Annotated in this window: 20 protein-coding genes and 1 pseudogene; 7 read left to right on the top strand and 14 right to left on the bottom strand. The window is 44.7% G+C overall.

Going from position 1 to position 25,769, the window contains the following annotated elements:
• Positions 1-37 precede the first annotated feature (37 nt).
• Positions 38-241: a hypothetical protein gene (locus TY87_RS11955; protein ID WP_100187248.1), complete on the bottom strand. Its 204-nt coding sequence runs from the start codon at positions 239-241 to the stop codon at positions 38-40.
• A 112-nt stretch (positions 242-353) separates the two neighbouring features.
• Between TY87_RS11955 and TY87_RS11960 the strand changes: the two genes are divergently transcribed.
• From TY87_RS11960 to TY87_RS11975, 4 genes and pseudogenes are all read left to right on the top strand, one after another.
• Positions 354-1,421, top strand: coding sequence for an oxidoreductase (locus TY87_RS11960; RefSeq protein ID WP_100187249.1), 1,068 nt, complete (start codon positions 354-356; stop codon positions 1,419-1,421).
• Positions 1,422-1,661: 240 nt separating this feature from the next.
• On the top strand, positions 1,662-2,774 hold the full coding sequence (locus tag TY87_RS11965) for a TRAP transporter substrate-binding protein (RefSeq protein WP_012072101.1): 1,113 nt from the start codon (positions 1,662-1,664) through the stop codon (positions 2,772-2,774).
• 166 nt (positions 2,775-2,940) lie between these two features.
• The gene (locus TY87_RS11970; protein WP_100187250.1) at positions 2,941-4,050 is read left to right on the top strand and encodes a TRAP transporter substrate-binding protein; all 1,110 of its coding nucleotides are present in this window, start codon (positions 2,941-2,943) and stop codon (positions 4,048-4,050) included.
• 286 nt (positions 4,051-4,336) lie between these two features.
• Positions 4,337-5,445 (top strand): annotated as a pseudogene (locus TY87_RS11975) (TRAP transporter substrate-binding protein).
• Positions 5,446-5,541: 96 nt separating this feature from the next.
• Here TY87_RS11975 and TY87_RS11980 read toward each other — a convergent pair.
• The 3 genes from TY87_RS11980 to TY87_RS11990 are packed head-to-tail and all read right to left on the bottom strand — an operon-like array spanning position 5,542 to position 8,464.
• Positions 5,542-7,029, bottom strand: coding sequence for a tripartite tricarboxylate transporter permease (locus TY87_RS11980; RefSeq protein WP_100187251.1), 1,488 nt, complete (start codon positions 7,027-7,029; stop codon positions 5,542-5,544).
• Complete coding sequence (locus TY87_RS11985; protein ID WP_100187252.1) at positions 7,029-7,469, bottom strand: tripartite tricarboxylate transporter TctB family protein; 441 nt, start codon at positions 7,467-7,469, stop codon at positions 7,029-7,031. The genes TY87_RS11980 and TY87_RS11985 overlap by 1 nt, the downstream gene beginning before the upstream one ends.
• A 17-nt stretch (positions 7,470-7,486) precedes the next feature.
• Positions 7,487-8,464: a Bug family tripartite tricarboxylate transporter substrate binding protein gene (locus tag TY87_RS11990; protein WP_100187253.1), complete on the bottom strand. Its 978-nt coding sequence runs from the start codon at positions 8,462-8,464 to the stop codon at positions 7,487-7,489.
• A gap of 117 nt (positions 8,465-8,581) precedes the next feature.
• On the opposite strand from TY87_RS11990, the gene TY87_RS11995 reads away from it, so the two are divergent.
• The 3 genes from TY87_RS11995 to TY87_RS12005 are packed head-to-tail and all read left to right on the top strand — an operon-like array spanning position 8,582 to position 11,674.
• Positions 8,582-9,250 (top strand): response regulator transcription factor, encoded by a 669-nt coding sequence (locus tag TY87_RS11995; protein ID WP_100187254.1) that lies wholly within the window; start codon positions 8,582-8,584, stop codon positions 9,248-9,250.
• Positions 9,237-10,625, top strand: coding sequence for a sensor histidine kinase (locus TY87_RS12000; protein WP_100187255.1), 1,389 nt, complete (start codon positions 9,237-9,239; stop codon positions 10,623-10,625). The genes TY87_RS11995 and TY87_RS12000 overlap by 14 nt, the downstream gene beginning before the upstream one ends.
• Positions 10,622-11,674 (top strand): ABC transporter substrate-binding protein, encoded by a 1,053-nt coding sequence (locus TY87_RS12005; RefSeq protein ID WP_100187256.1) that lies wholly within the window; start codon positions 10,622-10,624, stop codon positions 11,672-11,674. The genes TY87_RS12000 and TY87_RS12005 overlap by 4 nt, the downstream gene beginning before the upstream one ends.
• Before the next feature lie 61 nt (positions 11,675-11,735).
• On the opposite strand, the gene TY87_RS12010 is transcribed toward TY87_RS12005, so the two are convergent.
• The 10 genes from TY87_RS12010 to TY87_RS12055 form a co-directional block, all read right to left on the bottom strand.
• Positions 11,736-12,419, bottom strand: coding sequence for a 1-pyrroline-5-carboxylate dehydrogenase (locus TY87_RS12010; RefSeq protein WP_072839356.1), 684 nt, complete (start codon positions 12,417-12,419; stop codon positions 11,736-11,738).
• 14 nt (positions 12,420-12,433) lie between these two features.
• Entirely contained in the window at positions 12,434-15,556 is a 3,123-nt protein-coding gene (gene putA, locus TY87_RS12015) for a bifunctional proline dehydrogenase/L-glutamate gamma-semialdehyde dehydrogenase PutA (protein ID WP_100187257.1), read from the bottom strand.
• Positions 15,557-15,868: 312 nt separating this feature from the next.
• Positions 15,869-16,642: a helix-turn-helix domain-containing protein gene (locus TY87_RS12020; RefSeq protein WP_100187258.1), complete on the bottom strand. Its 774-nt coding sequence runs from the start codon at positions 16,640-16,642 to the stop codon at positions 15,869-15,871.
• A gap of 227 nt (positions 16,643-16,869) precedes the next feature.
• The gene (locus TY87_RS12025; RefSeq protein ID WP_100187259.1) at positions 16,870-17,829 is read right to left on the bottom strand and encodes an NADPH:quinone reductase; all 960 of its coding nucleotides are present in this window, start codon (positions 17,827-17,829) and stop codon (positions 16,870-16,872) included.
• Between the two features lie 10 nt (positions 17,830-17,839).
• Positions 17,840-19,228, bottom strand: coding sequence for a TRAP transporter large permease (locus TY87_RS12030; RefSeq protein WP_100187260.1), 1,389 nt, complete (start codon positions 19,226-19,228; stop codon positions 17,840-17,842).
• The gene (locus TY87_RS12035) at positions 19,228-19,764 is read right to left on the bottom strand and encodes a TRAP transporter small permease subunit (RefSeq protein ID WP_072839482.1); all 537 of its coding nucleotides are present in this window, start codon (positions 19,762-19,764) and stop codon (positions 19,228-19,230) included. Before TY87_RS12035 ends, TY87_RS12030 begins: the two co-directional genes overlap by 1 nt.
• 303 nt (positions 19,765-20,067) lie before the next feature.
• Positions 20,068-21,435: a hypothetical protein gene (locus TY87_RS12040; RefSeq protein WP_072839361.1), complete on the bottom strand. Its 1,368-nt coding sequence runs from the start codon at positions 21,433-21,435 to the stop codon at positions 20,068-20,070.
• Between the two features lie 62 nt (positions 21,436-21,497).
• Positions 21,498-22,652 (bottom strand): iron-containing alcohol dehydrogenase, encoded by a 1,155-nt coding sequence (locus TY87_RS12045; protein WP_442919211.1) that lies wholly within the window; start codon positions 22,650-22,652, stop codon positions 21,498-21,500.
• Between the two features lie 52 nt (positions 22,653-22,704).
• On the bottom strand, positions 22,705-24,144 hold the full coding sequence (locus TY87_RS12050; RefSeq protein ID WP_198432081.1) for an NAD-dependent succinate-semialdehyde dehydrogenase: 1,440 nt from the start codon (positions 24,142-24,144) through the stop codon (positions 22,705-22,707).
• Positions 24,145-24,507: 363 nt separating this feature from the next.
• Complete coding sequence (locus tag TY87_RS12055; protein ID WP_100187261.1) at positions 24,508-25,743, bottom strand: ABC transporter substrate-binding protein; 1,236 nt, start codon at positions 25,741-25,743, stop codon at positions 24,508-24,510.
• Positions 25,744-25,769 lie beyond the last annotated feature (26 nt).

Here is a 25,769-nt window from a genome sequence, read left to right on the forward strand (position 1 = left end):
AAAGCGGGTTAGTGCGTCAGCAGGAATAAGACTCAGCTTACCTTTGTATAGTTGTCCTAACATCGTCTTTTTTGAATGTTGGGGCTTTAAGTTCATTGTCTGTTCCCCAGCTGTTTAGCCATTTGTGTACTTCGTTCGCGTCGAGAACCTTGCCTTTGGCGACTGACTCTAAAGCATCGAGTGTTTGCTGCCATTCTTTAGTGTTTTTCTTAGTAGATTCCATTGTTCTGCTTTTTCCCATTTCTCTCGTTTGTCCAATTGTAATCTAGTGAATGTTTTTAATTGCGGCAATTTTTTTAAATTGGCTGTAAACTGTTTAGAGTTGTAATGATTTAGTTGAAAAGGAGTGGGACATGGCGATTCGTGTTGGTTTGATTGGTTTTGGTTTGTCTGGGCGGGTGTTTCATGCGCCTTTTGTGATGAATGATCCTGACATGACGATGGCGTATGTTTGCAGTTCGAAGGCGGATGAGGTGAGGGCGGTTCTGCCTGATGTGTCGGTGGTGTCGTCTGCTGAATCTGTGTTTGCGGCGCCGGATGTGGATTTGGTGGTGATCACGACGCCGAACGCGTTGCATTTTGATCAGGCAAAGCTGGCGTTGGAAAAGGGTAAGCATGTTTTGTTGGAAAAGCCCTCTGTCACTCGTTTATCTCAGATAGAGGCGTTGTGTGCCTTGGCGCAGCAAAAAGGCTTGGTGTTTTGTGTTTATCAGAATCGTCGTTTTGATGGCGACTTTTTGCGTCTCAAAGCGTTAATTGAAAGCGCTGAGTTGGGTGAGTTGAAGCACTTAGATTCTCGTTTTGACCGTTTTCGTCCAACAACGCAAGCGCGCTGGCGTGAAGAGCCGGGTGTTGGTACGGGGATTTTTTGGGATTTAGGACCGCATATTCTAGATCAGGCATTGAGTTTATTTGGGCCGCCGAAGTGGTTGCATGCAAGTATCGATAAGTTACGCGACGGTAGCCAAACGCATGATTGGTTTGAAGTGGAGTTGGGCTATGATGACAAACGCGTGCGTTTAGCGTCGACGCCATTTGAAGCAGGTGACATGCGCCGCTTTAATGCAAGATTTACTAAAGGCAGCTGGCAATGTGTGGGTTTAGATCCTCAAGAAGAAGCGCTGCGAGCTGGGCAAATGCCATGGCAGGATGAGTTTCCTTCGAAAGCCGCCCAGCAAAAAATCACTCGTTTTGTCGCTCATTCTCAAGATGATATTGAAAGCATTCAAGAGGCTGCAACACAAGGCGATTATGCAGCTTTCTATGCGCAATTACGCGATGCGATTCTGGGTAAAGGTGAGGCTCCGGTTGCGATGGAGCAGGCTTGTCAGTTGATTTACTTGATCTGTTTGGCGGAGCAGTCTGCTGAAAGTGGTCAGCGTATGTCATGGAGTTATACGCCTAATTTCTCTGTTAAGTGAATTAGTCGCGAGAAATTGTAAAAAAGAGTTGAGCAAGATTCCTACAATTCTTATCATCTTTTGCCCTTTTAATGTTTTATGCATTTTAAGGGCAATTTTCTGTCTGATTTATTATAAAAATACAGAAATAGGTGGCATTTAACCGATGTTTTAATAGCCCCTATTTTCATATCACAGATAGATTCTATTGAGACCATGGGTTTCATAGTAATCAAGTAACTGGCTCTCTGAGGGAAAATAATGCGTAATTTAATGGTATTGGGCAAATTGGCGTTTGCTGGTTTGTTTGCTTTGTCTTTGGTCGCTTGTGGCGGATCAGAGAAAGCGGAAGAAACGGCAAAAGTAGAAAAGAAAGTAGAAACAATTCATTGGAAAATGGTCACGACTTGGCCCAAAAACTTTCCTGGCTTGGGCACAAGTGCTGAAGAGCTAGCGAAAAATATTACTAAAATGTCTAACGGTCGTTTGGATATTAAAGTTTATGCCGCAGGTGAGCTTGTTCCTGCGTTGGAAGTGTTTGATGCTGTATCTCGTGGCACTGCAGAAATGGGTCACAGCTCTGCGTATTATTGGAAAGGCAAAGCGCCAGCGGTACAATTTTTCTCGTCTGTGCCTTTTGGTATGACGGCACAAGAGTTTAACTCTTGGATTACTTATGGCGGTGGTTTACAACTGTGGGAAGAAGTTTACGCACCGTTTAATATCATTCCGATGGCTGCTGGTAACACAGGCGCGCAAATGGGTGGTTGGTTCAATAAAGAGATTAACTCTTTAGCTGATTTCCAAGGCTTAAAAATGCGTATGCCAGGTCTTGGTGGCGAAGTACTGAAGAAAGTTGGTGCGGTGACGGTTAACCTTCCTGGCAGTGAAATGTTTACTGCTCTTCAAACTGGCACTATCGATGCCACTGAATGGGTAGGTCCATACAATGACCTAGCGTTTGGCTTGTACAAAGCCGCGAAATACTACTATTACCCAGGTTGGCAAGAGCCAGGTTCTGCAGTTGAGGCGCTTATTAACAAAGACGCTTTCAATGCATTACCAGAAGACCTACAAGAGATTGTTCGTTCAGCTGCACAACAAGCTAACTTGAATATGTTGAGTGAACTAACAGCTCGTAACAACGCTGCCTTGAAGACTTTGGTCGATGAGCATCATGTTATTTTGAAAAAGTTCCCGAAAGACCTTTTGGAAGCTTTGCGTATAGCGTCTGATGAAACACTAAAAGAAGTGGCTGCTAACGATCCAATGAGCCAAAAAGTCTATGACTCCTTCACTGGTTTCTTAACGTCTGTTAGTGAGTGGCATGATATTTCTGAGCGCGCATTTATCAATGCTCGCGCTACAGATTAATTAGTTTGTTATTAATGGAATAAAGAACTAGCGCCACTATTAAGCCCTGCTATCTGTTGGTAACAGGGCTTAATTTATCACGTTGGTTTTGATCGATTTATTGGATAAAGCGTATCGGGCAAAGCGCTAGTTATAAATGTAATTCGTCTCTTAATGGATAAAGTGAATGAGCAAAATAAGAATATGGGCAAAAGTGGCACTGGTCGGTGTAATAACAGCTACTTTGGTTGCCTGTGGTGGATCTGAAGAAAAAGAAACCGCAAAGGTAGAACAAAAAGTTGATGTCATTCATTGGAAAATGGTAACAACTTGGCCGAAAAATACGCCTGGAATGGGCACAGGTGCACAAGCGCTGGCGAATAATATTAAAGAAATGTCCAACGGCCGTTTGGACATTAAAGTCTATGCTGCAGGTGAACTTGTTCCAGCATTAGAGGTATTTGATGCGGTATCTCGTGGCACAGCGCAAATGGGCCACGGCACTGCGTATTACTGGAAAGGAAAAGTGCCAGCAGCGCAGTTTTTCTCTACGGTTCCTTTTGGTTTTAACGCGCAAGAATTTAACGCTTGGATTGCCTATGGCGGTGGTTTACAGCTGTGGGAAGAAATCTACGCTCCGTTTAACTTAATTCCTATGGTAGCTGGTAATGCTGGCGTGCAAATGGGCGGTTGGTTTAATAAAGAGATTAACTCGTTAGCCGATTTCCAAGGCTTGAAAATGCGTATGCCAGGGTTAGGTGGAGAGGTACTGAAAAAAGTTGGTGCATCGCCTATTACTTTACCTGCTAGCGAAGTTTTCACCGCGCTTCAAACTGGGACAATCGATGCTACAGAATGGGTTGGGCCTTATAATGACCTTGCGTTTGGCTTGTATAAAGCAGCGAAATATTATTATTACCCAGGCTGGCATGAGCCAGGTTCTGCTGTTGAAGCTATCTTTAATAAAGACGCTTTTGAAGCCTTGCCAAAAGATTTAAAAGCCATTGTGCGCTCTGCGGTTCAACAAGCTAATTTAGACATGATCAACGAGTTTACTGCGCTTAATAATGCTGCGCTGCAAACTTTGGTAAATGAGCATCATGTGATTCTTAAGCCTTTCCCTCGAGACTTGTTGGAAGCACTTAAGAAAGCGTCTACTGAGACTCTAGAAGAAGTGGCTGCGAATGATCCTGAGAGCCAAAAAGTCTATGATTCTTTCAAGAGCTTTTTAGCACCTGTGAGTGAATGGCATGATATTTCTGAGCGCGCTTATATTAATGCACGCGCAGACGATTAAGCTTCTAAGCGTTTTTGCTTGATAGTCGATTAGCACAGTTAAAAGCTCCGTTATTTTTGATAACGGAGCTTTTTTATTTATAGGACTTACTCATTCGACTGATAAATACTACTTAAAAATAAAACCAAAAAAGTCTTGAGCCTTGATATTGCAATTAATACTATCAAAAACACTTAGCGCATAAGCTATGGCTATAGAGTTGGTTGTCGACTCGCCTTTGCTTGGTTTGTAGCATCAAGCAAAGCTTTTATAAAAATAAAGTCATTCAGTCTTTTAGGGATAAACAATGAGAACAATAAAAATGTGGGGAAAACTGGCATTAGTCGGTTTGACGGCGGCGAGCTTGGTGGCTTGTGGTGAATCAGAAGAGAAAGCAACGGCAAAGGTTGAGAAAGCGGCGGATGTCATTCATTGGAAAATGGTCACAACATGGCCGAAAAACTTTCCGGGTTTAGGCACAGCGGCAGAACATCTAGCGGAAAATATTACCGCAATGTCGAATGGGCGTTTAGTGGTAAAAGTGTACGCTGCAGGCGAACTAGTACCCGCGTTGGAAGTGTTTGATGCGGTATCACGTGGCACTGCTCAAGTGGGTCATGGTGGTGCTTTCTACTGGAAAGGCAAAGCTCCAGCGGCACAGTTTTTCTCCGCCGTACCGTTTGGCTTTACCGCACAGGAAATGAACTCATGGCTCCACTATGGTGGCGGCCTGAAATTGTGGGAAGAGACTTACGCACCTTTTAATCTTATTCCGATGGCAGCAGGTAATACAGGGGTACAGATGGGAGGTTGGTTCAATAAAGAGATCAATTCTCTTGCTGACTTCCAAGGCCTGAAAATGCGTCTTCCTGGCTTAGGTGGTGAAGTGTTGAAAAAGGTCGGTGGTACACCGGTTAACTTGCCAGGTAGTGATATCTTCACTGCACTTCAAACCGGCACCATTGATGCGACAGAATGGGTTGGTCCATACAATGACCTAGCATTTGGTTTGTACAAAGCTGCCAAATTCTACTACTACCCAGGTTGGCATGAGCCGGGTTCAACCATGGAAGCAATCTACAATAAAGAAGCGTTTGAAGCCTTGCCAAACGATCTTCAGCTGATTGTTCGAGCAGCAACTCGCCAAGTGAATGCCGACATGTTGGATGAATTTACCGCGCGTAACAACGCCGCGTTAGAAACCTTAGTAAATGAGCATCACGTGGTTTTGAAACCATTTCCAAAAGAAGTCTTGGTAGCATTGAAAAAAGCCGCAGCTGAAACATTAGATGAAGTGGCTGCCGCGGATCCAATGAGTCAAAAGTCTACAACTCGTTCAAAGAGTTCAACGGAAAAGTCAGAGCATGGCATGAAATCTCTGAGCGGGCTTTTATTAATGCTCGTGAACTTGAGTAAACTAAACTTTTATAACTGAGTGGTATAAAACTAAAAAGCCTTCATGGCCAGATTGATCATGAAGGCTTTTTGTTAAGACGAGTTAGTCTATGACGTTCATTTCTTCAGTGCTTTTAGTATTCTAGGAGCAGTTAGTGCCGCAACGGTTGCGAAAGCCAAGACATAAGTCATGGTGCCATTTAGTAAGATAGACCAATCACCGCCACTGATAGACAATGCTCGACGCAAGTTCTCTTCTAATACTTCTCCTAATACCAAGCCCAAAATAACCGGTGCAAGAGAGAAGCCTAATTTGCGTAAGATGAAGGCAAACACACCTAATACAATCATGAAGAACAGGTCAAACGTGTCGCCATGAATGGAGTAGATTCCGACGAATGTCAGCATCACAATGATAGGCACGAGGTAAGACTGTTTGATAGAGAGTAGTCGAACAAATAAGCCTATCAGCGGTAAGTTCATTACTAACAAGGCAATATTACCAATGAACATAGAAGCGATTAGACCCCAAGCAATATTAGGTTGTTGTTCAAACAATAGCGGACCAGGTGTGATGTTAAACATTAATAGTGCACCCAATAGGATGGCTGTCGTGCCGCTGCCTGGAATCCCTAATGTCAACATAGGCACCATCGAGCCTGCTGCTGATGCATTGTTTGCGGCTTCTGGTGCAGCAAGGCCGCGAATATCGCCATCGCCAAAATGATCATCTTTTCCTTCAGCAAAACGTTTTTCAGTGCCGTAGGCAACGGCACTCGCAATAGAAGCGCCAGTTCCCGGTAAAACACCAATCAAGAAACCAGACAGAGTTGAGCGCAAAATCACCCATTTCACCGCCATGATGTCTGAAAAGCTAATAAAGCTTTTTCCTACTGGCGTGAGTTTCAAATCATTACGTGCCCAGCTTTCTAGCAGGATGAGCACTTCGCTAATGGCAAACATTCCGATCACAACTACCAGAAAATCCACGCCATCAAATAAGTTTGGTATACCCATAGTGAAGCGCAAAATACCGGTACCAGAATCAATGCCAACTGTCGCGAAAAGTAGACCAATGATCACGCCCACGACGGTTTTAATTGGACGTTTACCCACCATAGTTGCTAAACATGTAAAGGCAAAAAGCATTAACCAAACGTATTCTGAAGGACCAAATTGAATAGCTAATTTGCTAAGTAATGGCGCAAAAATCACCATCATAAGTAACGCACCCATGCTACCAAGGAAAGATGAAACGGCAGATAAAGCTAATGCTCGACCGCCTTCTCCGCGTTTGGCCATTGGGTAACCATCTAAGGTTGTCATAATCGCGCCAGCGTCTCCTGGGACGTTGAGCAAAATGCTGGAAATTCGGCCGCCATATTCTGCGCCGTAATAAACTCCAGCTAATAGAATCAAGGCAGACTCTGGAGGTAAACCCACGGAATAAGCTAATGGCAATAAAATGGCCACGCCATTGATTGGCCCAATGCCGGGTAATGAACCAATGAGTGTGCCGATAAAACATCCTGCTAAAACTAACCCCAAGTTAAGAGGCGTCAGTGCAACAGAGAAGCCAATCGATAAATAATGTAAAACGTCCATTATAAGTCTCCGAGAAGTAGGCCAGTTGGGACATTAAGCTCCATTAAATCGGCTAATAAGAAATAGCTGATTAAGCTTAGGGCGAGGGCATACAAGAAGGCTTTGAGAGGTTTTTCACCAAATAACCAGCTAAAAATGGCACCTACTATGGTTGTGGCAATAATGAAGCCTGCTTTTTCAAATAGGACGGCATACAACACCATTATCACCAGACCAATGACTATCTTGGTTACAATCTCTTTGGTCGGATGCCAAGAGTTTTTATCGGGTTTTACTATCATCCAAACACAACATGCGGCTAAAACAATAGATAAGATGATAGGAAAGGCTTTTGGCCCTAATGGTTCATATTGAAACGGGACATCGAAATGGAAAGCTGTCCAAGCAATAAGCCCGGACAGTACCAATAATGCGCCCGCAAAAATGCGGTCATACAACATATTATTGCCCCAATTCACTACTTAATTAAGCCAGCTTCTTTTGCTAAACCACGCATATAAGCGACTCGTTCTTTAATGTAGCTATCTAGAACCTGACCAGACATGTTAAATGGTACAAGGTTTTGGTCGACCACAACTTGTTCAAAAGCAGGGTTTTTATAGGCTTTTTGGAATTGAGCTGCCCAGTAGTTGTAGGCTTCGTCTGAAACCTTAGGCCCTAAATAGTAACCACGAAGAATGGTCCACTCGGCGTCATAGCCCTGTTCAATGGCTGTTGGATACTTGGAGAACTTACCTTTCAAGCGTTCAGGAGACATGATGCCAAGTACTTTCACTTTGCCAGACTCAACTAAGCCTTCCATTTCGCCTACATCACCAGGGAAAACTTTAATGTGTCCGCCAAGTAGTGCTGCTAAAGCTTCACCGCCACCTTCATAAGCAACGTAGCGCATTTTCTTAGGATCTACTCCAGAAGACTTCATGAGAATTGCCGCTTTCATCCAATCTTGGCTACCAACACCGCCGCCAGCACCAAGCACAAATTTACTTGGGTCTTTTTTGATATCGTCTACTAATTCACCCAATGTATTCCATGGAGCATCGGCTTTTACCAAAATTGCACCATAATCAACACCAGCTGTGCCCACCCAGCGAGCATTATTTTCGTCTAATCCTTTACCGAATTTACCTTGAGCAATATTGAGTAATGAGCCAGAGCTAAACGCGACGAGTTTGTTTGGGTCGTCTGGTGTCGTGGAATTGATGTAGTTATAAGCAACGGCGCCGATACCACCAGGCATAAAGGTAACCGCCATTGGAATTTTAGTGATACCTGCTTTAGCGAAGCCTGTTGATAAAATACGGCAAGTTAAATCGAAGCCACCACCTGGTTTTGCAGGGGCAATACAGCTTGGTTTAGATGGTTCGAATGCGCTGGCATTTAGCGCAACAGTAAGACCGCCAACAAGTAATAAAGAGGCAATATTGGATTTCATTTTTATTCTCCAAATTTATTTTTGTTTTATTTTGCTGTACAAAGTTGTACAGGAGTGAGCAAAGTTACTCCTTTAAACTGACACTAACCTGACAAGAAGAAGAGATAGGGTTTCGTCATGCGTATGTTATTGATTGAAGACAATGAGAGCTTGGCCGACTCGATTCGTGTGTATTTTAAGAATTTAGGTCACCCTATCGATTGGATTGGCTCGGTTGAAAAAGCTGAAGCCAGTTTATCTTTTGACGACTTTGATTTGTTGATTTTAGATATTAACTTGCCCGGCAAGAGTGGCTTTCAGCTATTACAGAGTTTACGTAATCAAGGCAATCGCATCCCTGTTTTGGTGTTAACGGCGCGAACTGAAGTTGATGACAGAGTCAGTTCATTAGACTTTGGGGCTGATGATTATTTAGCAAAACCTTTTGATTTTCGTGAATTAGCAGCCCGTTGTCGTGCGCTTTACCGTCGTGATCGTGGTGGTGCTAGTAACGAAATACAGTGTGGTAATTTGGTTTTTGACTTGGCAGCGCACTCCGCTAAAGTGAATGATGTATTGTTAGATTTGCGACCACGGGAGCTGCAATTATTGGAGCTTTTTCTGAAAAATCTGGATCGTGTGCTCACTAAAGATGACATCTCCAATCGGCTCTACAGCTACGATGAAGCCTATACTCCAAATGCCATTGAACAAACCCTAACACGTTTAAGAAAACAGTTAGACGGCTCGACTTTGATTATCAAAACCATCCGTGGTTTAGGGTATTTAGCCCATGTCGATGACTGAGAAAAGCTATTCAATCCGCACGCGAATGCTAGGCCGTTCAGCCTTGTTGTTACTGTCTATTTTTCTTATTTTGAGTCTTGGTGTTTGGCACTATGCTCGCCAGTCAGCCAATTATTCCTATGATCGACTTCTCAACAGCGCTAGCTTGTCTATCATGGAAGGCTTGCATGTTTATGGTAAACAAGTGGATCTTGATTTGCCTTACGCCGCGTTTGAAATGATGCAGCTTGCCGGTGAAGACAAGGTGTTTTATCAGGCGTTAGGTACTCAAGGCGAGCTTATTACCGGTTATCCAGACATGCCTTTACCTGATGAATTTAACGATGAATCGGCTATCGTTTTTTATAATGCGCATTATTTATCTGAAGAGGTTCGTGTCGTAATTCGCCATAAAAGGCTATCAGAGCCTGCGGTGTCTGGTTGGGTCACTGTGGTGCTGGCGCAAACGCTTAGAGCGCGGCATAAGATGATGAATGACATTCTATACCGAAGCTTCGCTGTACTTTTTTGTATTATGGCTTGTGTGATGATTGTCTTGTGGGTGGCGATTAATCGTGCTCTTGAGCCGTTGAGTTCTATTTCTAAAAGCCTGACATCTCACTCATTGATATCGGCCAAGCCTATTCAAGCCACGCCCATTCAAGAAGTTTCGCCATTAGTAAGTGCGATCAATGATTATCAAGCGCAATTATTATCCAATTTAGCTGTGATGAAGCGTTTTATCGCTGATGCCAGTCATCAAATTCGTACTGCACAAAGCGCCACGCAAGCTCAATTAGACATTGCCAGCCAAAGCGAAAATTTGGCGGACTTGCCAGAACATTTAAGTAAAATTCGCAAAGAACATGAGCGCTTGACGCGTTTAACCAATCAGTTGCTCACCCACGCTATGGTAGTACATCGAGGTGATACGGTGGTTACCGAAAAGATGGATATCGAAAGAGTCATGAAGCAGTTATTAACAGAATGTGTACGAGACAATGCGCATCGCATGATAGATTTTTCTTACCAATGCGAGCAGAAACTACCTTTGTTTATGGGCGATTCCATTAGCTTACGGGAAGCGGTTCGTAACCTTTTAGATAACGCGGTTTATTACGGTTCTGAGCAGAACCAGATTGAGATTTGCCTAAAAATGGACTCCTATGGTATCGACATTATTATTGACGATGCTGGTCCTAGTATTCCTATTGAATTGAGAGAAAAAGCATTAGAACGTTTTCAGCGCTTGGAAAATGGACTCAGTGGTTCAGGCCTTGGTTTGTCTATTGTGACCAGCGTAGCTGAAGCCCATGGCGGTGAATTTTACTTAGAGGACAGTCCGTTAGGTGGGCTTCGGGCGCGGCTACGCTTGCCCAATGAGGCATCCTCATGAAGTTATTAAGCATCTTGATTATACTGCTGGCCAGCAAAGCCTTTGCCGAGCCTGCGGCATTGGAAGCCGTGCGGGAAAGCGACAAATTAATCATATACAGCGCGACGGATTTAAACGCAATCGAACCTGTACTTGAAGCCTTTAAAATACAAAATCCTCAGATAGCACTAGAATACCATGAGTTTGATACTCAAGAATTGGATCAGACCATAAGAGCTGAGTCTTTAGAAAATCAGCCGGATGTGGTTATTAGCTCTGCCATGGACCTGCAAGTTAGACTTATCAATGATGGTTATGCGCAACCAGTGTTGGGGAGCGCCGTTGAAAGTCTGCCTAGTTGGGCAAATTGGCGTAATGAAGTGATAGGCTTTACCTACGAGCCGATTGTCTTTGTTTACAACAAAAAAGCCTTTCAAGGTAAGACAGTGCCTTTGACCCATGAATCATTAGCCAGTGCGATGCGTAATGAGCATGATTTTTTTATTCACAAAGTGGGGTCTTATGATGCGCGTCGTTCAGGTATTGGCTACTTAGTTGCTACACAAGATGAAGTAACATCAAGTATTAGCGGGCGTCTGCAAGAAAGCTTAGGCCGTGCTCGCACCAAGGTTTATGGGCACACCGCTATTTTATTGGATGACATTGCGTCAGGAAAATTATTGTTTGGGTATAACTTATTGGGTTCCTACTCTTTGGGACGTGAAAAACGAGATAACCGCATTGGTGTGGTAATACCGCAAGATTATGCGTTAGTGGTGAGCCGTGCTGTCTTTATTCCTAAACAAGCTAAACATGCTGCAAACGCACAGCGTTTCGTGAATTTTTTGATTTCAGAAGCTGGGCAGGATGTGATTGCGAAAAAAAGCGAGCTGGTGGCCTTATTCCCAGATATTGATGATTTGGTATCACATCAAGATGTACAAGATCAGACGATTAATTTTCATCCCATTCCATTAGGGCCGGCTTTGATGGTGTATCTTGATGACTCTAAGCGTCGACGTTTTATTAAAGCGTGGGAAAATGCGTTGTTACCATCAAGTTCTGAGTAATACAAAAACAGCCCTTCTTATTTCCAAGGAGGGCTGTTTCGAGTTGCATATCGAACGAGTATTAGTCGTTCATGCTGCCCAATTCAAGCAGTGTCGCGTTGCCGCCGATTGCGGTTGTGTTGTTAGACACAGTACGTTCAGTGACAAAGCGCAGCACGTAATGCGGTTTGGCAATGACACTTAAATTTTCCGCATCGGTTTCTTCAACCAATTGGCAGATTAGGCCGCCTTTCGCTGCAAGACGTTGGCTAAGCTGCTGCGCTTGCATAGGGTCGCAAAGCGTTGCGATACCAGCTAGGTGATTGGCTTCGATCAAAGAATCTTGCGCTGATTCTGCAATGTTCTGTACGACACCTTCAGCCACGAATGGAGAGATCATATCCATGATTTCTTGGCCTATTGGACCAACAGTAATCACTGGGTTACCAGCAATAAGCGCAGCAAATATTTGGCCTACTAAACCGACTTTTGCCTTATCGCCTTCGATAAAAGACATGCAAAGAAACACGCCACGGCCTTGGTTTGATAGCTCATTACGTTCGCCAGTTGGCCCAGGCATGACGCGTGTTTCTGCAATAGATTGCTTAGCATTATTGATTTGCCAAGCAGCCATTTTTCTCTGTTCGTTAGGGAAGGCGTTAAGGGCTTTCTGCAGTTTTTCTGCACGACCGTTTACGCCAAGCTTGTCCCATGCTTCGAAGACTTTTTGAGCGACCTGAATTTGGATAGGTTGTACGATTGTCATAGTAATGTCTCCCCTTAAAGGTCTTGCTCAATAGCGAAGCGTTGAAGGTAATGTGGACCGCCAGCTTTTGGCCCTGTGCCGGATAAACCTTGTCCGCCGAAAGGCTGAACACCAACTACCGCACCGACTTGGTCGCGGTTAATGTAAAGGTTACCAACACGAGCGCGACTAGCAATGCGTGCACAAGTGGTTTCGTTACGGCTGTGAACACCCATAGTCAAACCAAAGCCTGAGTTATTGATAGTATCGATGATCTTATCTAAGTCGCGTGCTTTGTAGCGTACAACGTGAAGGATAGGACCAAATTTTTCATCCGTTAGCTGATCAATGCTGGCAATTTCAAACGCTGTTGGCGCCACGAAGGTACCGTTTTTAGCGAAATCTGGAAGCTCCGTTTGAGCGATCAATTTGCTTTCCGCTTTCATGTATTCGATATGATCTAGTAGCATTTTCTGTGCTTTTTTATCGATAACCGGACCCACATCTGTGCTGTGTAGATAAGGCAAGCCAACGCTTTGTTCAGCCATGGCACCTTTGATCATCGGAATAACACGATCTGCAATATCGGCTTGTACGAACAATACACGTAATGCAGAACAACGTTGTCCAGCAGACGCAAACGCTGAGCGTACCGCATCGCGAACTACTTGCTCAGGCAAAGAAGTTGAATCAACCAACATAGCGTTTTGACCGCCTGTTTCCGCAATCACTGGCACTGGCGCAACGCCACGAGCTGCAAGGGTACGGTTGATCAATTGTGCTGTACCAGTGGAACCTGTGAAGGCAAGACCGGCAATACGTTTGTCGCTAGTAAGTGGAGCACCAACTGTCGCGCCGTCACCAGGTAACAAGTGAAGTACGTCAGTTGGAACGCCTGCTTGGTGTAGCATTTCAATGGCGCGGAATGCGATTAAGCTCGTTTGCTCAGCCGGTTTCGCAACCACTGTGTTACCAACTACAAGAGCGGCAACCACTTGGCCTGTAAAGATTGCCAATGGGAAGTTCCACGGGCTGATACAAGTGAACACACCGCGGCCGTTTAGCTTGGCTTGTTTTTCTTGACCTAAGAAATCTGTGTAGCTGGTTGGATTGGCAAAGTGGCTACGAGCTTGTTGAGCATAGTAGCGACAGAAATCAACGGCTTCACGTACTTCGTCGATGCTGTCTTGAATGGTTTTACCTGCTTCACGGTGGCAAAGTGCCATCAATTCTGCGTAGTTTTCTTCCATCAAGTCAGCCATTTTATCTAGACAGTCAGCACGTTCAGTCGCTGGACGTGCTGACCATGCAGGGAAAGCGGCTTCGGCAAGGTCGATTGCCTTGGTAACGGTCGCTGTGTCTGCCCAGTCGATTTGACCTGCAGTTTGGCTGTGGTCGTAAGGGCTTTCAATAGAATGTGTTTGACCTGTTGCGACTTTCTCACCACCAACGATAGGGAAGGCACGCCATTGGGTGTCTTGTCCCATGAAAGCATCGATTTTGGCTTTGAAAGGCGTCCATTCAGAGTCAATCTCGATGTTCGGGCCGAATGAGTTCTTTCGGTCGTCAAATAAACCAGAAGGCAAGCTGATATGCGGGTTTGCCAGTGTTTTACGACTTTCTAGCGTAGTAACTGGATGACCTATCAACTCAGAAATCGGGTAGCTAGCATCGATTAATCGGTGAACGAATGAGCTGTTGGCACCGTTTTCTAGCAGACGACGAACCAAGTATGGAAGCAAGTCTTTATGGCTACCTACTGGCGCGTAAATACGTACGCAGATGTCGCTGTCTTTGATCAAGCGGTTGTAAAGTGCATCGCCCATACCGTGTAGACGTTGGAATTCAAATTCTTGTGTTGTCGCGCCTAATTGCTTAGCTAAACAGCTAATCGTTGCGATAGTATGTGCGTTATGGCTCGCAAACTGCGGGAAGATATTCGCACGAGTGTGTTCGCTCAATAAGAAGTGAGCGCAAGCCAAATAAGAAACGTCTGTTGACTCTTTACGAGTGTAAACTGGGTAACCACTGATGCCGCGTTGTTGACACATCTTGATTTCAGAATCCCAGTAGGCGCCTTTCACAAGACGCACAGGGATGCGATCGCCTTGTTCTTTAGATAGTGCAGCCAACCAAACTAAAACCGGCAGAGCGCGTTTTGAGTAAGCCTGAACCACAAGGCCAAATAACCCCCAGCCTTTAGTGGATTCGTCGCGATAAAGTTTTTCAAACAAATGCAAAGAAAGTTCTAAACGATCTGCTTCTTCAGCATCGATGGTGATACCGACGTTCAACGAGCGTGCTTTGATGATCAAACCTTTAACGCTGTCGAAAAGTTCTGTCATTACGCGGTCTTCACAACCGACTTCATAACGTGGGTGAAGAGCTGACAGTTTGATAGAGATTGTTGGGCGGTGACCCTTGCTGTAGGTGTCTTTGCCTACAGATTCAACCGCTTGCATGTAAGATTTTAGGTATTTGTCAGCATCGGCAGCAGTCAATGCCGCTTCACCCAACATGTCAAAAGAGTAAGTGTAACCTTTGTCACGGTAGCCTTTACCACGAGACAAAGCTTCTTCAATGCTGCGGCCTAGAACAAACTGATGTCCCATTATTTTCATCGCTTGGTTCATCGCTTTACGAATCACCGGCTCAGAAACACGGTTTACCATGCGGTTTACCAAGTTAGCTGGCGTACCGTCTTTTTTCTCGTCCATAGTGACGATTTTACCCGTCAACAATAAGCCCCAAGTAGAAGCGTTAACGAAGAAAGAGTCCGAGTTTTTAGCGTGAGATGCCCAATCGGCAACGCTCAAGCGGTCCTTGATGAAGGCGTCGGCAGTTTCTTTATCTGGCACGCGCATTAGCGCTTCTGCCAAACACATCAGCAAAATGCCTTCTTTGGTGTCTAAGCTATATTCTAGTAGCAAAGCGTCAATCATAGACATGCTATCGTCGTCTTTGCGGACTTCGGCAATCAAATTTGCAGCGGCATTGGTTTGGGTTTCTAGCTCACCTTCAGTGGGTTTTGCCAAAGGTAATAATTCATTTAACCACTTCTCTTCATCCATATTATAAAGAGGGGAAATTAGCTGCCACAATTCATTGAGTGGGCGCTGAATGAAGTTAGGTTGTAACACCTCAATCGCTTTAAACATGGTTGGATTCTCCCGCGTTAACATAAAAAACCAAATGATTTTTTATTAAGGCCGCATATTGTTATAGAGCATTAAGCGCTTTTTTGACTACTTTTCACTCTGCATAATCAAAAAAATGCATGTCTGGATAATGCTGACACTTTAGTGACAGAAGGGATAAATTGTCTTTCGAAAAAATCGTTTTTTTTTATAAGAAAGTCCGACTGGATAAGAATAAATGGGACATATATTCATTCTTGTGCAGAAGATTTGAGGAAATTATCGAAATGCTTATAAATAGGGCGTTTTATGGTGTTTTAGGAAGAAAGAGAATTAGCGATTACCAAATTGCTTTTGGTATTTTAATGGCGTAATGCCAAGGGTTTGAGAAAACACATTGGTCATGGCACTTTGGCTAGAGAAACCACACATTTCGGCTACTTGTATTGGTGGGAAGCCTTCAGCGAGCAAGCTTTGAGCACGCTCTAAACGTTTACGCATTAGATATTGATGCGGTGTCATGCCGGTGCGGTCTTTAAAACGTTCGTGAAACTGGCTGACACTCAAAAAGCAGAAGTTTGCCAACTGATCGATATGAACACGACGAGATAAATTCAGCTCGATAAACTGGTCTAGTTTATCGATATCAAGATGGTTGCCACGAGAACGAACATCTTTATTGTTGATTTGATGACGAATGGCGCTCAACAAAGTATTGCCGCAAGCACGAGCCAGAATCATATCATTCGGATATTGCTGTAATTCACCAGACAATGCCGAGGCCAATATCTGTAAACGCGGATTAAGCTGAAAATACGCCGCTTGGTCAAACAAACGCGATACGACTTCGTATTCTTCGTCGGTAATACCTTTTTGCGGCGGAATAGGCAGATTGACCACCATGATGCGATTTTCTCCCAGACCCGCAAACGCATGGCTATTTTCAGACGGAAGAATACAGCCTTCGCCAGTATGCAGTTGCTTGCCTTTGCCTTCTATATCGAAATCGGTATTGCCATCTAGCACAACCACCAGTTGATGGTAATCATGATCGTGGGCGTCCGCTTCGGTAGGTAGGCTGAAAACATCGGAATCAGACTGAGTCAAAATGTGCCTTTTGCATAAACATAAGTAAGAAAGTATAGCGACCTTAAGGCGGCTTTAGTAGCGTATTTTTTTGAAGATGTCGTATTTTACTGCATAAATGGAGGCTTGGAGTGCATATAGAGGCAGATTGAAGGTGAAAAAACACGACGCTTTCCTTTTTTAGAGAGCTTATAAAAAGCCTATAAAAGAGCTTATGAAGCGCCATGTTTGAGTTGTATTGATTTATTCTAGTTTATACGAATAACAAGGTTGCCTAGCGCACCAGATTTTAAGACATCTTCGTGTGCTTGCGCTAATTCTGTAAGCGGGTAGCTATGACGAATAACGGGCTTAAGTACGCCTTTTTCAAACAGCGGGCGTAAGGATTTCGAAATCAAAGTCAGTTCGGTGGGTTTCACATTAGCCAATGCTACACCGACGACAGAAGCATCTCGAGCCATTAAGTCACGAGGATTAATTTCTATCGTGCCGCGGTTCCCCACGACCGCAACGCAACCACCAAAGGCTAATGCTTTTAAGTCTTGATCTAAGTTGTGATTGGCAAGCATCTCGATAACGATATCAAAACCCGTCTCTAACGACTGATAAGGCGCAAGATGGTCTGCTTCATTGTGCATAATGATGTTAGTCACACCTTGCTGGCGTAATAAATCGGCGCCAGCTGCGGTGCCAGAACTGGCAACTACTTCCATTCCCGCTGCTAAGGCTAATTGCACCGTGGCAATGCCGACTGCGCCTGTTGCACCATGTACCAATACCTTATCGCCGGCTTTGCCGTTAGCGCGACCAAACAAGGCACGATGAGCAGTTGTGTAAGGAATACCAACACAAGCACCTTCTTCGAAAGACAAAGCATCAGCCAGCGGATAGGTGTGGGTTGCTGCGCAGGCGGCGAACTCAGCAGAAGATCCGCTTAAGTTACGACTAAAATAAACACGTTGGCCAACCTCGAAGCCAACAACGTTAGCGCCTAGTTCAGCAATCGTCCCAGCGCCATCAGAGCCAGGAGTGTGTGGAAAATTAGCTGAATAATTATTGGTGCCTGAGCGAATGTAAGTGTCCACAGGATTCACACCAGCAGCACCAACTTGAACCAAAATTTGGTCCTCATTGATGCTTGGCTTTTGAGCATCAACCAGCGATAAATCGCTGGCTGGGCCGTAGTCTTTTATTTGCATTGCTTTCATATTGAGGTCCCTAGTCGGCATAGACTTGTTCAGGTAGCCAAGTTGCTAGATCTGGCCAGATAGATAACATGATCAACACAGAAACCTGAATAAGAATAAAAGGTATTACGCCTTTATAAATAGACTGAGTTTTAAGCTCTGGAGGCGCTACGCCACGCAAGTAAAACAGCGCGAATCCGAATGGTGGAGTGAGGAATGATGTCTGTAAATTGATTGCCATCATAATACCCAACCACACTGGATCTAAGCCCATTGCTAACAATACAGGTGCAACAATTGGCACAACCACAAAGGTGATTTCAATGAAGTCTAGGATGAAGCCAAGGAAAAACATTAGCAGCATCACGACGATCATTGCGCCAACAACGCCACCAGGAAGTTGCGAGAAGAAGTCTTGAATCAACTCTTCGCCACCAAAGCCACGGAACACCAACGAAAATAAAGAGGCGCCGATTAAGATCATAAACACCATGCAGGTGACTTTTGCAGTCGAATATACCGCGTCTTTTAAGGTGGGCAAGTTCAGTTTACCGCTGCCTAACGCCAATAGCGCAGCGCCTAGTGCACCAACGCCCGCAGCTTCGGTTGGTGTCGCAATCCCGCTAAGAATAGAACCCAATACGGCGAAGATAAGTACTAAAGGCGGCACCAATCCTTTAAATAGCTGAACGGCTAGGGATTCGTTTGAGCCATTACGTAATTCTTCACGAGGCACAGCAGGTGCTTTGTGCGGCTGCAACCAAGCTACCATGATGACGTAAAGGATATAAAGCCCAACCAAGATTAAGCCAGGAATCAGCGCACCAACAAACAAATCTCCCACAGAGATGGTTTTAGGCGAGAAGATCCCCATTTCCAATTGTGCTTTTTGATAAGCATTGGACATAACATCGCCCAATAGAACCAAAGCGATGGAGGGTGGTATGATTTGTCCCAAAGTACCTGTCGCACAAATAGTGCCGGCCGCTAACGCTGGATCGTAGCCACGACGCAACATAGTTGGTAACGAGATCATACCCATGGTCACCACGGTTGCGCCCACAATACCGGTACTTGCGGCTAACAACATACCCACCAAAATAACTGAAATGCCTAAACCACCACGTAAGGTGCCAAACAGCATGGCCATGGAGTCGAGTAGTTTTTCAGCTAGTTTGGATTTTTCGAGCAAAACGCCCATCAAGACAAACAGTGGTACTGCGATCAAGGTTTCATTGCCGACGATACCAAATAAACGGTTTGGCAAGGCTTCTAAGAAAACACTATCAAAGGTGCCGAATATAGAGCCAACCGCGGCAAAAATCAACGCGGTGCCGCCCAAAGAAAACGCCACAGGGTAACCAAAAAGCAAGCAGACACAAACGCCGGCAAACAGCCATAAAGGAATAAATTCAGCCATTAGTTTTGTCCTTTAGCCTGTCTATTAATGAGAGAGCGAGCCGCAGTCACAACGCCAATATTCTTCAAAATATCAGCCGTACCTTGAATGATCAGGCTAATCATCATGATGGGAATAAGTGTTTTTAGCAGATACACGAAAGGCAAACCGCCAGGTTCAGGGGAGGTTTCTAATACTCGCCAAGAAGCACTCACGTAATCAAAGCTCAAATATGCGGTGTAAAGTGTGAATGGCAAAAGAAAGAAAAGACCGCCAATGATATTTACCCACGCTTTTTTAGTGACAGAAAAGTCACGATAAAAAACATCAACGCGAACATGTTCATCGTCTTTAAAGGTGTACGCCGCACCCAACATAAAGACCATGGCATGCATATAAAGCACGGACTCTTGCAGCGCTATCGCACCAATATCAAAGCCATAACGCAACAGCACGATGAGGCAGGTAAGCAGCATCATCGCTAACGTAAGCCAAGCAACGCATCTTCCCATGTAATGGGAAATCGCCTCAGCCGAACTGACCAGTTTGTTTAACATTAAAATACCCACAGTTTTAATCATTATTATCGGAAGTTTAGTAAGGCCTTAAAGCCCAGAAAATCCGGACGGTTAGTCTATTGGATAACGCCACGCTTGGGAATATTTCAGACGGCGTGAAAGGCAAGTTAGAAGGCATATAACGGAAATTAGCTGGTTTATTGATAATAAAATATTGAGAACGAGAGAGTGCCTGTTTTTTTAAGTAAGTACTTTTGTTGTTGAGTTAGTCAATAACGAGGAGGAAACGGTTCTGGTTTTTCGAAAACAGACACGACGGAGCCGTGTCTGTTGATTGGATCTTTACTTCGTTTGATCTTTTACAAAAGTGGTGTCTTTTTCACCCTTGAAGAAATCACGACCGTAGACTAAAAGGCATAACACTACGCCAACAGCGAATGCCCATGTTGCACCACGAGTCGCCAGCACAGCGGCAACGATACCTGCGATACCAAGGTCACGTTGAGATCTGGCTTCCATGATACCGATTTTCACTGATACATAGCCTTGAATCAGCAAAGTAAGTGCCAAAGCTACACCCAGAATAGGTTGAACCAGTGTGACGATAGGCATGAATAGCAAACCAGTATTGGTTCCCCAGCGGAAAGAGCCCGCGCCCCCAAAGATGGAGTTCATGGCTTTTTTACCTTGGCTGAAACGCTCTGTTATTACTACGTGCATAGCAGCCCACAATGGTCCACACATTGTTACATCTGGGCCAAGAATCGACATTGCTGAGTTTCTTGCGCCAAAAATCAAGTGTGCACGGTCTGGACTGTAATCAATTTTTTCGTCGGTACGAATTAGATCGGCTTCATCTAAAATCGCTTTACTTTGTAATACGTCGCCAAACAACACAATGTAGGCTGCAAGGACGGTTGGTATTGCGGTAATAAACATCATAATTGGCGGCATACCGAGACCGAATACTGTGTACTCTTTCCAAAGAGTAACAAAGTCTGGAGATGAGAATCCCCACTGAATTGTCGGCCAAGAGGTTTCACCAACAGTTGGTGCAATGAGAATTGCTAAAACTATGATAGGGAAGATGCCCAGCTTACCAATAAGATTAAACAAGGCATTGTTTTGCTTTAGTTCTGCAAAATGACGCGAAAATATCACATAGAACGCCACGCCAACCGCAAGCGTAATGGTCACAGGATAAGTATCAAAACGTCCGTCTACTTTAAATACCGCCATGACAGCAGCAATACCGGCACCTATGATAATGCCAGATTTTATTGCCTGTGGTATGAGAGAAACGACCCTCTGAGCTAATCCCGAGGCACCAATGAAAATCGCAAATACCCCTAAGAGTAACTGGAATGATACGAGAGCATGTATTCGTTCAGGCCCTTCAGGGAAGGTTGAGCAATATGCCATAAGTAGTGGAATCGCTGGCGTGATCCAACCAGGTACGACAGGGTCGCCTAACAAATGGTGTAACAAATAGAACAAGCCATTAAGCATGACGACTGCCAATGCGACTTCAAATGGCATCCCGAGTAGTTCTGTCATTAACGGAATGGCGGCTAAGTCGACCGCACACATTAGTAGGCCCTGAAAGTAATCCGGCCATTCGAAACGATAATGGACAAAAGGCAGCCTGACTTTAAAAGGCCCCATTTTCCAATAGGGTGTTTCTTGGCCATCAATGCGTTCTTCTCTCATGGTTATTTCCTTTTATTTTTTTAGTTATTAGCCCCACCTTCATGGGGCGAGGTTGCTTAGAATCAGAAAGCAGCTTGATACAAAGCCAATGCATCTTCTTCAGTTACTGGAACAGGGTTGTTGCCTAACAGGCGAGTTTGTAGCATGGCGTCTTTGGCAAGTGTTGGTAGGCTTTCTTCGGTGACACCAACATCTTGTAGGCGCTGCGGTGCGCCAGATTCGTTCATCAGTTTTTGCATGAAATCGACGAATTTCGCTGAGCGTATTTCCATCTCTTCATCTGAATAACCCAGAACGACATCGGCAAGTTCCGCATACAATGGCGCAGCAACTGCCATGTTGTAGCGTAAGACTGGACCAAGCATGAGAGCGTTCGTTAAGCCATGAGGTAGGTGATAATGACCGCCCAATGGATAAGCAAGGGCGTGTACCGCTGCCACTGGGCTATTAGAGAAGGCTTGGCCCGCTAAATTTGCACCTAACAACATAGCTTCACGGGCCGCGCGGTTTTGTCCATCTTGGCACGCAGTAACTAGGTTTTGGCTCAAGAGACGCAAGGCTTCTTTTGCCAATGCATCTGACAACGGATTCTTAAGATGAACCGACGTGTAGGCTTCAATAGCATGAACCATGGCATCAATGCCTGTTGCTGCAGTTGGTAACGCTGGAAGACCAACAGTTAACTCTGCATCCAACAAGACGCGATCTGCGTACAACTGCTGCGATACCACGCCCATTTTTGTGGTTTCGCCAGTGGTAAGAATTGTGATGTTGGTCACTTCCGAACCTGTGCCTGCCGTGGTAGGAACTTGTATCAATGGCGTTCTGGTGCCAGTGATTTTACCAATGCCGTATAGCTCAGATAGTGGTTGTTCAGATGTAAGCATGACAGCAACTAATTTGGCTATGTCCATAGAAGACCCACCACCCAAGCCTAGGACGATATCGGCATGGCTTTGTTTACCTTGCTCGACACATTCCATTAGCACGTGTTCTGGTGGATCAGCGACCACATCGTCAAATACAGTTACCGTGAAACCGTGTTTTTTTAGCGAGTCTTTGGTTTGTTCCAATAGGCCGCTTTCATTCAAAAATTTGTCAGTGACGATTAATAAGTTACGTTCTTTGAACCACTCACCAAGCAGTTCACCAAGACGCTTTGCGCCACCCCATTCAAGGTGCATGGAACCGGGCGTATTAAAAGAAAAAGGTTTGATGCCGTCAGTCATAATGATCTCCAATTTATTGTTGTTGGCTACTGTTGTTGGCTTATAGAGCGCTGCATACGTATTTCATTTCGAGATATTCTTCGATGCCATACTTAGAGCCTTCGCGTCCGAGACCAGACTGTTTGACGCCACCGAAAGGCGCGACTTCGTTTGAAATCAACCCTGTGTTGTGACCAACCATGCCGTATTCCAGCGCTTCTGATACGCGGATCATGCGGCCGTGATCGCGAGTATAGAAATACGCGGCGAGTCCAAAAATCGTATCGTTTGCCATGGCGATGGCTTCTTCTTCGGTATCAAACGCAAACAACGGCGCCATCGGACCAAAGGTTTCTTCTTGTGCGACTTTCATGTCAGCAGTGACACCGGTCAAAATCGCTGGCTGTAAGAAGAGCCCTCCCAAACGTTCGCCACCAAAGACCAGTTTGGCGCCCTTGCTGACGGCGTCTTGGATATGATCTTCTACTTTAGTGATGGCTTTTTCTTCGATCATTGGGCCAATGTCGGTGCCAGCTTCAACACCGCTACCTACTTTTAAAGCTTTGACTTTTTCGGTCAGTTTCGCAGTAAATTCTTCGTAAACACCGCGCTGAACCAAAATACGGTTTGCGCAAACACAGGTTTGTCCCGCGTTACGGTATTTAGAAGCCATAGCGCCTTCAACAGCTTTATCAAGATCCGCATCATCAAAGACGATAAAGGGCGCGTTGCCGCCAAGTTCCAAAGAGACTTTTTTGATGGTTTGCGCGCATTGCGCCATTAATAAACGACCGACTTCCGTTGATCCTGTGAAAGACAGCTTGCTAACGACTTGGCTGTCGGTAAGAACCTTGCCTAGTTTGCTAGCAGACCCCGTGATGACTTGAAAAACGCCAGCAGGAATACCGGCACGTTGTGCTAATTCGCCAATGGCTAACGCAGTAAGCGGCGTTAAGTCCGCAGGACGAACGATCATTGAGCATCCTGCTGCCAGTGCTGGCGCGGCTTTGCGGGTAATCATCGCGGCTGGAAAATTCCATGGGGTAATCGCGGCGGTTACACCAATAGGTTGACGGATAACGGTCAGTCTCTGATCTGCGCGAGGTGCTGGAATCGTGTCGCCATAAATGCGTTTTGCTTCTTCAGCAAACCATTCAATGAAAGATGCAGCGTAGCCAATTTCGCCTTTTGCTTCGGCTAACGGTTTGCCTTGTTCTGTAGTCATCAATAGGGCTAGGTCGTCGGTATTCTCGATCATTAGCTCAAACCAGCGTCTTAATATTACAGAGCGCTCTTTGGCGGTGAGTGCCGCCCATTTTTTTTGTGCAATGCGAGATGCTTCTATAACAGCAGGGATTTCCTCTGGTGAAAGATGAGGAATTTCTGCGATGACTTCGCCTGTAGCAGGATTCGTGACAGGGTGTGTGGTTTTTGCTTTGGCTTCGACCCACTCGCCATTGACTAAGCAGCGAGTTTTTAGAAGTGACATGTCTTTTAACATGAGTATCACCTTTATATTGGTTATTTTAAGACGCTCTGTTTTTGTCGTTGCTAGGATCACAAAGGAGCCATAAACAGATGACGAACACGTCATTGCTCAAAAGAAATAATAAATAAGAAGCCACTCAAGTCGCTGGGAGGTCTTATGAGATAGGATGGCATTTGTATTAATGCGCGCTCTTATTTTTTTACTAAGAACAATGTTGCTTCTTAGATAAGAGCAAGCAGGATGCCAGTTTTTTAATAATATCTATCTATTTGATTAATATAAAAAAGTGTTTTTTTTAGGTATGTCTATATGGATGTTTTGAGCGGTTACCGATCATGATGATCGCCATTTTATGATCGGTAACCGCTCAAAAAATTAGTGCGATTGACGACGATCAGGGTAGTAAACCGACCAGTTATGCAGCAAACGTGCTGCTGGGGGAAGGGAGGTGTCTTTAGTCGAGGTTCCGATGGAAATAACTTGCTGAAGTTGGTGAGTGTTTGCATCCATGTAGGACGAAAAACCTGTGGGATCTTCTGGTAGTTTAATCACTAAGTTTTCGAGTACAGTTTGCAACTCTTCGTTAGTTGCATCGACACCCGCAAGGTGAACGGCTTCAGCAATGGCCATTATTCCTGAGTACGCACCTTCGGCAGCATAAGAAGGATAGCGTCCGCTTAATTCATGGAAGCGTGATACAAACCATTGATTAAATGCTGTGTCTGGCCAGTTATTGTGATGACGAGATGCCAAAATGAGTCCTTCGGGCATGTCTTCGCCTAATGCTGCAAGGACTTCAAAGTTGGCGCCAGTGTCGAAATTAGCAAAACGTGCATGTTGGAAAAGATTAGCGCTATTGGCTTGTTGAATAAAGGTGACAAGATCGCCACCCCACATGGCATTTACGATCAAATCTGTTGGCTTCTCTAGGAGTGCCTGAATAAAGGTAAAGTAGTTTGGTTCATAAAGTTTGGGCCATAAAGTAGTGACGACTTCATAGTTGACTTGTTGCTGTTTAAGGGCATCTTCTAAATCATCCCACATGGTGTAGCCGTACTCGTAGTCTGGGCCAATATAGGAAATTTTAATGGGTTTGCTGGCGGAAGACGGAAAATGCTCACGAATATATTTGGCTCCTGCCAGCATACTTTGTTGGGTGTTATTACTGACACGAAAATATAAAGGGCGCTTGCCTGTATCTGTCATGCGAGATGAAGCGTGATCAGTGCCAATAAAAAAGGCGTTTTCTTGCTCTGCAACTTGGGCAACTTGCCACGCAATAGATGAGTTCACCACGCCACAAATGAAGCGTGTTTGATGATCTCTTACCAATTCTTTTACTAAACGTGTGGCTCGTGAGGCTTTCGATCTAGAGTCCTCAATAATGATTTTTAAACTAGGATAGTGATCAGTTTTGTTCGCCAGCTGTTCCAGTGCTAGCTGAATGCCAATTTTACTGTCTTCGCCATATAAACCGCCACGTCCAGTAAGCGGAAAAAGGCAGCCAACATTTATGTCAGCTTTGTCTTGATTGCCTAGCACTATTTCGGCTTGGCTGTTTGTTGCTGTGAAACATCCTAATAGGGCGAGTAACCAGGTTAATTTTTTCATAAGGGCATTCTTATTGTTATTTTTTC

Origin of the sequence: Marinomonas sp. BSi20584 (assembly GCF_002792415.1) — a bacterium.
Lineage (GTDB): Bacteria > Pseudomonadota > Gammaproteobacteria > Pseudomonadales > Marinomonadaceae > Marinomonas > Marinomonas polaris.

What these genes read in the sequence shown, in the direction of transcription:
- TY87_RS11970 (WP_100187250.1), top strand. Translation starts at nt 2,941, where the DNA reads ATGAGCAAAATAAGAATATGGGCAAAAGTGGCACTGGTCGGTGTAATA.
- TY87_RS11965 (WP_012072101.1), top strand. Translation starts at nt 1,662, where the DNA reads ATGCGTAATTTAATGGTATTGGGCAAATTGGCGTTTGCTGGTTTGTTT.
- TY87_RS11990 (WP_100187253.1), bottom strand. Translation starts at nt 8,464, where the DNA reads ATGAAATCCAATATTGCCTCTTTATTACTTGTTGGCGGTCTTACTGTT.
- TY87_RS12030 (WP_100187260.1), bottom strand. Translation starts at nt 19,228, where the DNA reads ATGGCTGAATTTATTCCTTTATGGCTGTTTGCCGGCGTTTGTGTCTGC.
- TY87_RS12010 (WP_072839356.1), bottom strand. Translation starts at nt 12,419, where the DNA reads ATGACAATCGTACAACCTATCCAAATTCAGGTCGCTCAAAAAGTCTTC.
- TY87_RS12050 (WP_198432081.1), bottom strand. Translation starts at nt 24,144, where the DNA reads ATGTTAAAAGACATGTCACTTCTAAAAACTCGCTGCTTAGTCAATGGC.
- TY87_RS11985 (WP_100187252.1), bottom strand. Translation starts at nt 7,469, where the DNA reads ATGTTGTATGACCGCATTTTTGCGGGCGCATTATTGGTACTGTCCGGG.
- TY87_RS11955 (WP_100187248.1), bottom strand. Translation starts at nt 241, where the DNA reads ATGGGAAAAAGCAGAACAATGGAATCTACTAAGAAAAACACTAAAGAA.
- TY87_RS11995 (WP_100187254.1), top strand. Translation starts at nt 8,582, where the DNA reads ATGCGTATGTTATTGATTGAAGACAATGAGAGCTTGGCCGACTCGATT.
- TY87_RS12035 (WP_072839482.1), bottom strand. Translation starts at nt 19,764, where the DNA reads ATGTTAAACAAACTGGTCAGTTCGGCTGAGGCGATTTCCCATTACATG.
- TY87_RS11960 (WP_100187249.1), top strand. Translation starts at nt 354, where the DNA reads ATGGCGATTCGTGTTGGTTTGATTGGTTTTGGTTTGTCTGGGCGGGTG.
- TY87_RS12005 (WP_100187256.1), top strand. Translation starts at nt 10,622, where the DNA reads ATGAAGTTATTAAGCATCTTGATTATACTGCTGGCCAGCAAAGCCTTT.
- putA (WP_100187257.1), bottom strand. Translation starts at nt 15,556, where the DNA reads ATGTTTAAAGCGATTGAGGTGTTACAACCTAACTTCATTCAGCGCCCA.
- TY87_RS11980 (WP_100187251.1), bottom strand. Translation starts at nt 7,029, where the DNA reads ATGGACGTTTTACATTATTTATCGATTGGCTTCTCTGTTGCACTGACG.
- TY87_RS12055 (WP_100187261.1), bottom strand. Translation starts at nt 25,743, where the DNA reads ATGAAAAAATTAACCTGGTTACTCGCCCTATTAGGATGTTTCACAGCA.
- TY87_RS12025 (WP_100187259.1), bottom strand. Translation starts at nt 17,829, where the DNA reads ATGAAAGCAATGCAAATAAAAGACTACGGCCCAGCCAGCGATTTATCG.
- TY87_RS12000 (WP_100187255.1), top strand. Translation starts at nt 9,237, where the DNA reads ATGTCGATGACTGAGAAAAGCTATTCAATCCGCACGCGAATGCTAGGC.
- TY87_RS12040 (WP_072839361.1), bottom strand. Translation starts at nt 21,435, where the DNA reads ATGAGAGAAGAACGCATTGATGGCCAAGAAACACCCTATTGGAAAATG.